Origin of the sequence: Streptomyces sp. NPDC006610 (assembly GCF_040611575.1) — a bacterium.
Taxonomy (GTDB): domain Bacteria; phylum Actinomycetota; class Actinomycetes; order Streptomycetales; family Streptomycetaceae; genus Streptomyces.
Window position 1 is genome coordinate 190,751 of record NZ_JBEXOP010000011.1, and the last position, 9,928, is coordinate 200,678.

Consider the following 9,928-nt stretch of genomic DNA (forward strand, 5'->3'; position numbering starts at 1 on the left):
GCTCAGCCCTTGAGCGCGGCCATCCACTCCTCGACCTCGTCCGACCGGCGCGGCAGGGCGGCGCTGAGGTTGCGGTTGCCGTCCTCCGTCACCAGGATGTCGTCCTCGATCCGCACGCCGATGCCCCGGTACTCCTCCGGCACGGTCAGGTCGTCGGCCTGGAAGTACAGGCCCGGCTCGACGGTGAGCACCATGCCCGGCTCCAGCGTGCCGTCGACGTACGTCTCCGTGCGCGCGGCGGCGCAGTCGTGGACGTCCATGCCGAGCATGTGACCGGTGCCGTGCAGGGTCCAGCGGCGCTGCAGCCCCAGCTCCAGCACCCGCTCGACCGGGCCCTCGACCAGGCCCCATTCGACCAGCCGCTCGGTCAGCACCCGCTGCGCCGCGTCGTGGAAGTCGCGGTACTTGGCGCCCGGCCTCACCGCCGCGATTCCGGCCTCCTGGGCGTCGTACACGGCGTCGTACACCTTCCTCTGCAGCTCGCTGTAGCGGCCGCTGATGGGGAGGGTGCGGGTGACGTCGGCGGTGTAGTACGTGTGCGTCTCGACGCCGGCGTCCAGCAGCAGGAGGTCGCCGGAGCGGACCGGGCCGTCGTTGCGGACCCAGTGCAGGGTGGTCGCGTGCGGGCCGGCGGCGCAGATGGAGCCGTAGCCGACGTCGTTGCCCTCGACGCGGGCGCGCAGGAAGAACGTGCCCTCGATGTAGCGCTCGCTGGTCGCCTCGGCCTTGTCGAGGACCTTCACGACGTCCTCGAAGCCGCGCACGGTGGAGTCGACGGCCTTCTGCAGCTCGCCGATCTCGAAGTCGTCCTTGACCAGCCGCATCTCGGAGAGGAAGACCCGCAGCTCCTCGTCCCGCTCGGCGGTGACCTTGTCGGTCAGGGCGGCCTCGATGCCGGCGTCGTGGCCGCGCACCACGCGCACCGGGCCGGTCGCCTCGCGCAGCGCGCCGGCCAGCTCGCGCACGTCGGAGGCGGGGATGCCGTACAGCTTCTCGGCCTCGGTCAGGGAGTGCCGGCGGCCGACCCACAGCTCGCCCTGGCCGTCGAGCCAGAACTCGCCGTTGGCCCGGTCGGAGCGCGGCAGCAGGTAGAGGGTCGCCCGGTGGCCGCCGTCGACGGGCTCCATGACCAGGACGCCGTCCTCGGTCTGGTTGCCGGTGAGGTAGGCGTACTCGACCGAGGCACGGAAGGGGTACTCGGTGTCGTTCGAGCGCGTCTTCAGCCTGCCCGCGGGGATCACCAGGCGCTCGCCCGGGAAGCGGGCGGAGAGCGCGGCGCGCCGGGCGGCGGTCTCGGCGGCCTGGGCGATCGGCCGCAGGTCGCGCAGCTCGGTGTCGGCCCAGCCGGACTTCATGTTCTCGGCCAGCTCGTCGGACACGCCCGGGTACAGTCCGTTCTTCCGCTGCTTGATCGGTTCTTCGCCCGCTGCGTCAGCGGCATCGTCGGGAACGGCGTCCGGGGTCTCCGGCGTGAGCTCCTCCGCCACGGTCATCCTCCTAGGTACGGCACTGGACCTCACCCATCGTACGTTCGTGCGGTCAGGCTCCGGGGCGGCCGGACGCCCGCGCGCTCACTCGAACCGGGCGGCGAGCAGGACGACGTCCTCCGCGCTGTCGGCCTCGTCCAGCCCGTCCGGCAGCACCGTGCGCAGCACATGGTCGACGACGGCCTCCGGGTCGCGCCGCTTGGCGCGGGAGAGCCCGGCCGCCGCCGCGTGCAGCCTGGCGAAGGCGCGGTCGGTGGTGTCGCCGGTGCGGTGCAGCAGCCCGTCGGTGTACAGCAGAACCGTCTCTCCCGGTTCGGCCTGCACCTCCACGCCCGGCGCCTCCCAGCAGGCGAGCATCCCGAGCGGCGCGGAGACGGAGGTCTCCACGAACTCCGTGCGCCGCTCCCCGATCAGCAGCGGCGGACTGTGCCCGGCCCCGGCCAGCGTGATCCGGCCGAGCGCGGGCTCGCAGTAGGCGAACAGGGCGGTGGCCGAACGGGCGGGCTCGGTCAGCCGCAGCAGCAGCTCCAGGTCGGACAGCACGGCGACCGGGTCCTCGCCCTCCATCACGGCGTACGCCCGCAGCGACGCCCGCAGCCGGCCCATCGCGGCGACGGCGCTGGGCCCGGACCCGGTGACGGAGCCGACGGCGAGACCGAGGGCGGCGTCCGGCAGCGGCAGCGCGTCGTACCAGTCGCCGCCGCCGCGCGGGCCGGTGCGGTGCCGGGCGGCGAGCTGGACGCCGCCGACCCGGGGGAGCCGGGAGGGCAGCAGTTCCCCCGCGATGGTCGCCATGGCGGCGCGGGTGCGTTCGACCTCCAGCAGCCGGGCCAGATGGTCGGTGGCGTGCCGGGTGTAGAGGCCGGCCAGATGGCGCTGGCGTTCGAGCGGTTCGGCGGGTTCGTCGTACAGCCAGACGGCGGCGCCGATGCGGCCGGCGGACTCGGTGGACAGGGGGAGCGCGTAACTGGCGGCGTACCCGAGGCGGACGGCGACCTCGCGGTGGCGGGGGTCGAGCCCGTCCTCGGCGAACAGGTCGGGGTGGACGACGTCGCGGGCGTCGCCGGGCGGTCCGGCCGGGACGTCGAGCAGGTCGCCGTACGGCAGGGAGCCGCTGGGGACGGTCTCCAGGTGGCCGAGGTCGGAGGCGGCGAGGCCGAAACCGAGGGTCGTGCGGGGGCCGAGACCGTCGGCCGGTTCGAGGACGACCAGTCCGCGCCCGGCGCCGACCAGGGCGGCGCCGGCGCGCAGCAGTTCGTCCAGTGCGTCGCCCAGGGCGCTGGTACGGGTCAGTCGTTCGGTGAGTTCGTGCAGCGTGGTGAGGTCGGAGACCCAGCCGGCGAGCCGGTCCTGGAGAAGGGCGCCGGGGCCGGTGGCGACGGCGGCCGGCACCGGAGCGGCGGTGGGAGGGGCCGCCGACGCGGGCGCGGCAGTGTGGGCGGGGGAGGGAACCGTTGAATCGATTCCGGCCACTTTCGGAGGGTGCGGGGCGTTCATGTCGACCGGCTTTCCGACCGGTGCGTTCTGCTCAAAAGCATCGCAAACCCCCATGTCATTCTGCGCCGCCAGCAGTGTCTCCACATGTACACGCACTCGTGAGGAGATGTCCAGCATTGTCCTGCCGGGATTCCTGGTGTCCCACGGTCGACGCGGACACTTCGAGCGGATGTCTTGCATAAAACGGAAGTTGGCTGAAAACTGCCTCGGGTAACGCCTCATTGCGGTCGACTGGGCTTGCTCGACGGCGCGTCACAACGGTCGTGATGGGTACGTACTCGGAGAAGGCCAGGGGTGGTTGGGGGCCACCCGGAACCTGGTGACGGACCCGGGCGTCTTAGCCACCGACGACCGAGCCCCATCCTCCCGTGACGGCGGCGAAGAGAAATACGCGAGACGGCAAGCGCCACACTTCGCCACCCCACGCCACGCCCATGCTCTTGCCCGACGCAGTATGGACGTGTCGGCCGCGGACGCGGCCGGCGATCGACCCCCAGGGGTTCCCCGTGCTTCAGAGCAGGGGTGTGATGCGCCAACAGGTACGCACAGTGAAGTGATCGACACATGATGTGATCCACGGTGTTGCCGGCGTGCAACGGAAAGGACGAGCGCTCATGCGCGAGATCCCCGGAAAGCGACGCAGGCTCCTGTCCCGGCGGAAAGGCGGGAGGCCTGATGCGATCAGCGCGGCCCTGACCTTCGCGACGGAATGGAATTGGCCGGTCCTCCCCGGCGTGGGGACGGACCCGCAGGGCCGGGACCGCTGCGGCTGCCCCGACCCGGAGTGCACGGTGCCCGGCGCCCATCCCTTCGATCCGGGCCTGCTCGCGGCGACGACCGACGAGCGCATGGTGCGCTGGTGGTGGACCAACCGGCCCACGGCGCCCGTCGTCCTGGCCACCGGCGGTCGCGCTCCGTGCGCGGTCAGCCTCCCGGCCCCCGCGGCGGCGCGCGCCCTGGAGGCGCTGGACCGCATGGGTATGCGGCTCGGCCCCGTCGTCGCCTCGCCGGACCGCTGGGCGGTACTGGTCCGGCCGTACTCCATGGAGCAGCTCGGCGAGCTGCTCTACGCCAAGGACTTCGTCCCCGGCTCCCTGCGCTTCCACAGCGAGGGCGGCTATCTCGCCCTGCCCCCGTCCGAGACCGGCCGGGGCGCGATCCGCTGGGAGCGGGCCCCGCTGCCCGGATCGGCCTCGCCCTGGCTGCCGGACGTGGAGGCCGTGGTGGACGCGGTGGTCGAGGCCCTCACCCGTACGGGCGTGAGCGCTCCCGAGTTTTAGGGGGTGTCTGACAAATGCCCGCGGCGTCGCGGCTTCTGGCACGCCCTCCCCCAGAGGGGGCACCCCCAGCCGCGTTGCCGAACCGCCCTGGTAGCTCCGCTACGAGGGCGGCCCGGCGCCTTGCGATCGCACGCGCCAGAAGCCGCTCCTTCTCCCGCGCTCATTTGGCAGACACCCCCTGGGGGTGTCGGGCGCACCCGGGCCGGGCGGCCGGGACCCGTCGTTAGAGTCCCGGCCATGAACCTTCGCCTGATCGCCCTCACGGGCGCCGCCGTGGCGTGCGCGCTGACGCTTTCCTTGGTGTCGGCCTCCGTGGAGTCCGGGGATTCCGTGGGTTCCGCACGTTCCGCGGATGCCATGGGGCCCGGGAGGTCCGAGGGCTCCGCGGGGACGGCGGGTTCCCCGGGTTCCGGTGCCGAGGACTCCCCGGCGATCCCGCGCACCGCGGAGGCGGCCCGGGACGGCGGCGCCGCGTCCGCCGTCGACCCCGACGCCAAGCCCGCCTCGGACCCCACCGCCGTACGGGATTCCCCGAGCGGCGATCCGGGGCGCGGTCTGCTCGGCCTCGGGGTGGCCACCGCCGCCCGGTGCGGGCCCGCGGCCGTCTCCCCCGCCGGGGTGGAGGCACAGGCGTGCGTCATGGCACAGGGCGAGCGGATCTGGGCGCGCGCCGCCTACCGCAACACCGGCGGGAACGACCTGGACGCCGTGCTGAGCCTGACGGGGCCGCTGGGGCCCGTGGCGCGGACGCGGTGCGTGGTGGGCGCCGGCGGTGAGCCGGCGAGCTGTGAGACGCCCCGTGAGCGGACCCGGGGCGGACCGGCGCGGTACTCGGCGGTCGTGGAGATCGCGCGGCGGGGTGAGGAAGGCCCGCCGCTGCTGCGCTCCGGCAGCGACCCACGGCCCGGCGGCTGAGCAACTGGCGCGGTCCTGCCGGGAGTTGGCACCCGGCGTCCACTGTCGAGCGGCGGCGCACATGGAAAGACCCGGTTGCTGGCGACGGGGGATGCACCAGCAACCGGGCTACTGGAACGGTAACAAGAGATCGGCGGTTCGCAAATTCCGTCTCAGGTTTTCCACGGCTATTCGGACACCGACTGGCTTGCGGGCGACGGGAGTTCGGCCGGAAGGGACCGGAACCGGCCGCCCGCGGGCCGGGCGCGTCAGCTCAGGGTGACCTGCCGGTTGGTGAGCCCGCCGCGGGCCCGCCGTTCGTCGGCGGTGAGCGGGGCCTCCACGGCCAACGCGGCGGCCAGCCGCTCGGCGAACTCGGCGGCAGGCTTCTCGGTGTCGTCGGCCGACATTCCGCTCGGCAGGTCCCAGACCGGCACGGTCAGGCCGTGCGCGCGGAACGAGCCGACCAGGCGGGTGCCCTCGCCGAGGGAGGAACGGCCCGCCGCGTGCAGCCGCGCGAGCGCGTCCAGAAGCTGCTCCTCGGGGTGGGGCATGACCCAGCGCAGGTGGTTCTTGTCCGGGGTCTCGCACCAGTAGGCGGCGTCGACGCCGCGCAGCTTGACCGTCGGGATGGCGGCGGCGTTGGCCCGCTCCAGGGAGGCGCTCACCTCGGGCGCGGCGTTCTGCGCGTCGGGCACCCAGAACTCGAACCCTTCGTGGACGGCCGGCTCCAGCGCGGCCTCGGGGTCGAGCAGGTCCTGCAGCCGGGGCCCGTCGGCCGGGGCGCGGCGGCCCTGCACGGGCGTGCCGGGCTTCGCCTCCAGCGCGCGCAGCAGGGTGTCGGCGAGGTCGCGGCTGATGTCGCCGGACGCCGTGTCGTTCTGGAGTCCGAGCAGGACCGAGCCGTCCTCACGGCGCAGCGCGGGCCACGCCATCGGCAGCACCGTGGCCAGCGTGACCGACGGGACGCCCTCGGGCAGGCCGTCCTTCAGGGTCAGGGGGGCGGTGGCCGCGGGGACCAGCTCGCGCAGGGCCACCCAGTCGCACTCGCCGGCGAGCCCTTCGAAGGGGCGGTGCACCAGCTCGGTCACGGCCTGGGCGGCGGCCCGTCCGTGGCAGGCCTTGTAACGGCGCCCGCTGCCGCAGGGGCAGGGCTCACGGGCGCCGACGACCGGGATCTCCCCGTCCGTGAGCTGCGGGCGCGTGGCCTTGGTCTGGGGTCGCTTCTTGGCCATGTGGGGTCTCCCGGAAACGGCTCGTCTGGTACGGCGGGAGCCTAGTCCCTCGGGATGGCCGGTTCGCTTCAGCGAGGTCGTCGCCGGTCCGCTTCGGCCGCGGTCGTCGCCGGTTCGCTTCGTCGCGGTCGTCGTGCCGGTCCGGTCAGTCCAGGTCGTCGAAGACGTCCGCGAAGTCCAGGCCGGGCAGGGCCGACACCGGGGGAGCCGTGACCCGCGTGGCGAAGTCGTCGCGGCGCCGTCCGGCGTCCGGATCGTGTACGTCGTCGTGGACCACCACCCAGACGGTGACCTCGCCGCGGGCGTCGTCGCGCACGCCCCAGTCGTCGGCCAGCGCCGTGATGATGTTCAGCCCCCGGCCGCCGTGCGCGGTGACCGACGGAGTCGCCGGGGCGGGACGGGTCGGTCCGCCGCCGTCCGTCACCTCGACCACGAGTCTGCCGCCGGGATCGACGCGCCACGCGGCCAGGACGTCGCCGTCCCCGGCCGGGGCGTCGCCCAGGGGCCGTCCGTGCTTGCACGCATTGCTCAGCAGTTCGGAAAGGATCAGTACGGCGTCGTCGACGACCGATTCCGCCACGCCTCCCCTGCGCAACTCGTCGCGCATCCGGCGCCTCGCCCTCCCCACGCCCGCAGGGCCATGGGGCACGGCCATGCTCGACGACGTGGGCACCTCCTGTGCCACCACCAACGCCACCCCCGAGACCTCCTTCGCCCCACGCCACGGTGTGGATGCCCCCTTGGCCTGTACCGGAAACCGGCCAATCCCCGTTCGGTGACGTATTCGACACACTCGAACACGGACCGAACGCGCCGGAGCACACCCTGTGAGGAAACGGTTGTCGCGTGGCTGGATTTCGACGGTGTGGCCGAGGTTGGAGGATGCTGGACCCCTCGCCGCCGGGTCAAGAGGCGTGCAGAATCAGCCGCCGAGCTGTTGCCGCACCGCGCGCGGGCGATTGGTGATGATGGCGTCCACGCCCAGGTCGGCGCAGAGATCGACGTCTTCGGGATCGTTCACGGTCCACACGTGCACCTGATGACCGACGTGTTTCAGCCGCTCCACATATCCCGGGTGGTGGCGCACGATCCGGATGGAGGGGCCCGCGATCCGGACACCCGCGGGCAGCCGTCCGTCACGCAGCCTGGGAGAAAGGAACTGCAGCAGATAGACGGTCGGCAGGGTCGGCGAGACCGCGCGGACGCGGTGCAGCGAGCGCGCCGAGAAGCTCATCACGCGCACCGGCGACTCCTCCGGCGAGGCCGGGGCGTCCAGGCCGAACCGCTTCAGCAGTTGCAACAGCCGTTCCTCGACCTGGCCCGCCCAGCGCGTGGGGTGCTTGGTCTCGACGGCCAGCTCCACCCGCCGCCCCGCGTCGGCGACCAGCTCCAGCAGCCGCTCCAGCGTGAGCACGGACGTATCCGCCGGGTCCTCCGGACGGTGCTCCCAGTCGGGCTCCTCGCTCCGTCCCCGCCAGGCGTCCCGGTTCCGCCGGGAGCCGAAGTCCAGCGCCGCGAGATCGGCCAGCTCCAGGGCCGAGACCGCCCCGCGCCCGTTGGACGTGCGGTCGACGCGGCGGTCGTGGACGCAGACCAGATGGCCGTCGGCGGTGAGGCGGACATCGCACTCGAGGGCGTCCGCCCCGTCCTCGATGGCCTTCCGGTACGCGGCCAGGGTGTGCTCGGGGGCGTCCTCGGACGCGCCGCGGTGGGCGACGACCTGGATACGGTGCCGGCGTGCGTGGGTCACTGCGTCATGGTGCCACCGGGACGGGGTAGCCGTGGGAGCGGAGACGCCGTGCGGGCGTCCGGGCGCGCTGGAGATGCGCCCCATTAGTCGTACAGGTCCTATATAAAGGATGGTCGGGGACCCACAGGAACCGCTTATGGTGCCCTGACGGCTCGTGGGAAAAGCTGACGGCATACACATGCACACGCGAGCACCAGCCGTGGACCGTGATCGAGGAGACAAGCTGTGAGCACCGAGAACGAGGGCACTGCGGTACCCCCGGCCCCGTCCGCACCTCCCGTGCCGGTGGACACTCCCGCAGCCTCCCCGCAGAACGCCCCCGAGGCAGCCCACCCGGGCCCCGAACCGGCCCCGCAGCACACGGGGAGCGCCCCCGAGTCGAGCTGGCCGCCTCCGCCGCCGCCCGCCACCCCGTCGTACGCCGACGCCGGCCCGGTCGGCGCGACGGGCGGGGACGGGACGCACGGCGCGGCGGGCTTCGGAGGCGCCGGCTGGGGGACGCCGTACCCGCAGGTGCAGCCGCAGCCGCAGGCCCCCAGGCAGGGCGGACGCCGTGGCGGACTGGTCGCCGGGGCGCTGGTCGCCGCGCTGGTCGCGGGCGGCCTCGGCGGCGGGCTGGGCTACACCCTCGCCAAGAACGACGACGGCAGCTCCACCACCGTCGCCGCCACCGACAGCGGCGGCGACTTCAAGCGCGATCCGGGCACGGTCGCGGCGGTGGCCGACCGGGCGCTGCCGAGCACGGTCACCATCGAGGCGGCGAGCAGCAGCGGCGAGGGCGGCACCGGCACGGGCTTCGTCTTCGACACCGAGGGCCACATCGTCACCAACAACCACGTGGTGGCCGAGGCCGTCGACGGCGGCAAGGTGACGGCCACCTTCCCGGACGGCAAGAAGTACGACGCCGAGGTCGTCGGCAACGCGCAGGGCTACGACGTCGCCGTCATCAAGCTGGAGAACAAGCCCTCCGACCTCAAGCCGCTCCCCCTCGGCAACTCCGACCGGGTGGCCGTGGGCGACTCCACGATCGCGATCGGCGCGCCCTTCGGGCTGTCCAACACGGTGACCACGGGCATCATCAGCGCCAAGAACCGCCCGGTGGCCTCCAGCGACGGCACCGGCAGCCAGGCCTCCTACATGAGCGCCCTGCAGACCGACGCCTCGATCAACCCCGGCAACTCCGGCGGCCCGCTGCTGGACGCCAAGGGCAACGTCATCGGCATCAACTCCGCGATCCAGTCCTCGGGCAACGGCGGCTTCGGCTCGGGTCAGGCCGGCTCCATCGGCCTGGGCTTCGCCATCCCGATCAACCAGGCGAAGTACGTCGCCCAGGAGCTGATCAGGACGGGCAAGCCGGTGTACGCCAAGATCGGCGCTTCGGTCTCCCTGGAGGACACGACGGACGGCGCGAAGATCACCGACACCGGGGCCGGCGGCGCCGAGGCGGTCGAGGAGGGCGGCCCGGCCGACAAGGCGGGTCTGCGGCCCGGCGACGTCATCACCAAGCTGGACGACACGGTGATCGACAGCGGCCCGACCCTGATCGGCGAGATCTGGACCCACAAGCCCGGCGACAAGGTCGAGATCACCTACGAGCGCGACGGCAGGACCGACACCGTCGAGGTCACCCTCGGCTCCCGCGTCGGCGACAGCTGACCGCCGCCGGTCCCGCACCGGCCGACGACCGGGCCCCGCCTCCCGTGAGGCGGCCTGCCCAGCGGCGGGAACACCTTCAACGCCTCCGGGATCCTGTCCGGGCTCACCACACGCCTGACCCAGCTGAAG

General features: G+C 73.1%; 8 protein-coding genes. 3 read left to right on the plus strand and 5 right to left on the minus strand.

Annotated features, from left to right (window positions below):
- Positions 1-2 precede the first annotated feature (2 nt).
- Positions 3-1,487 (minus strand): aminopeptidase P family protein, encoded by a 1,485-nt coding sequence (locus tag ABZY13_RS12130; protein ID WP_356629503.1) that lies wholly within the window; start codon positions 1,485-1,487, stop codon positions 3-5.
- Positions 1,488-1,571: 84 nt separating this feature from the next.
- The gene (locus ABZY13_RS12135) at positions 1,572-3,101 is read right to left on the minus strand and encodes a PP2C family protein-serine/threonine phosphatase (RefSeq protein ID WP_356629505.1); all 1,530 of its coding nucleotides are present in this window, start codon (positions 3,099-3,101) and stop codon (positions 1,572-1,574) included.
- A 497-nt stretch (positions 3,102-3,598) separates the two neighbouring features.
- Here ABZY13_RS12135 and ABZY13_RS12140 point away from each other — a divergent pair, with 497 nt between their 5' ends.
- Complete coding sequence (locus ABZY13_RS12140; protein ID WP_356629507.1) at positions 3,599-4,264, plus strand: bifunctional DNA primase/polymerase; 666 nt, start codon at positions 3,599-3,601, stop codon at positions 4,262-4,264.
- A gap of 237 nt (positions 4,265-4,501) precedes the next feature.
- On the plus strand, positions 4,502-5,179 hold the full coding sequence (locus ABZY13_RS12145) for a hypothetical protein (protein ID WP_356629509.1): 678 nt from the start codon (positions 4,502-4,504) through the stop codon (positions 5,177-5,179).
- Between the two features lie 248 nt (positions 5,180-5,427).
- Here the strand turns inward: ABZY13_RS12145 and ABZY13_RS12150 are convergent, their stop codons facing one another.
- The 3 genes from ABZY13_RS12150 to ABZY13_RS12160 form a co-directional block, all read right to left on the minus strand.
- A complete protein-coding gene (locus tag ABZY13_RS12150; RefSeq protein WP_356629511.1) occupies positions 5,428-6,393 on the minus strand; it encodes a DUF5926 family protein in 966 nt (321 codons plus the stop codon).
- 145 nt (positions 6,394-6,538) lie between these two features.
- Complete coding sequence (locus ABZY13_RS12155) at positions 6,539-7,177, minus strand: ATP-binding protein (protein WP_356629533.1); 639 nt, start codon at positions 7,175-7,177, stop codon at positions 6,539-6,541.
- Positions 7,178-7,315: 138 nt separating this feature from the next.
- A complete protein-coding gene (locus ABZY13_RS12160; protein ID WP_356629513.1) occupies positions 7,316-8,143 on the minus strand; it encodes a glycerophosphodiester phosphodiesterase in 828 nt (275 codons plus the stop codon).
- Between the two features lie 225 nt (positions 8,144-8,368).
- On the opposite strand from ABZY13_RS12160, the gene ABZY13_RS12165 reads away from it, so the two are divergent.
- Entirely contained in the window at positions 8,369-9,799 is a 1,431-nt protein-coding gene (locus tag ABZY13_RS12165) for a trypsin-like peptidase domain-containing protein (RefSeq protein ID WP_356629515.1), read from the plus strand.
- The last annotated feature ends 129 nt before the right edge of the window (positions 9,800-9,928 follow it).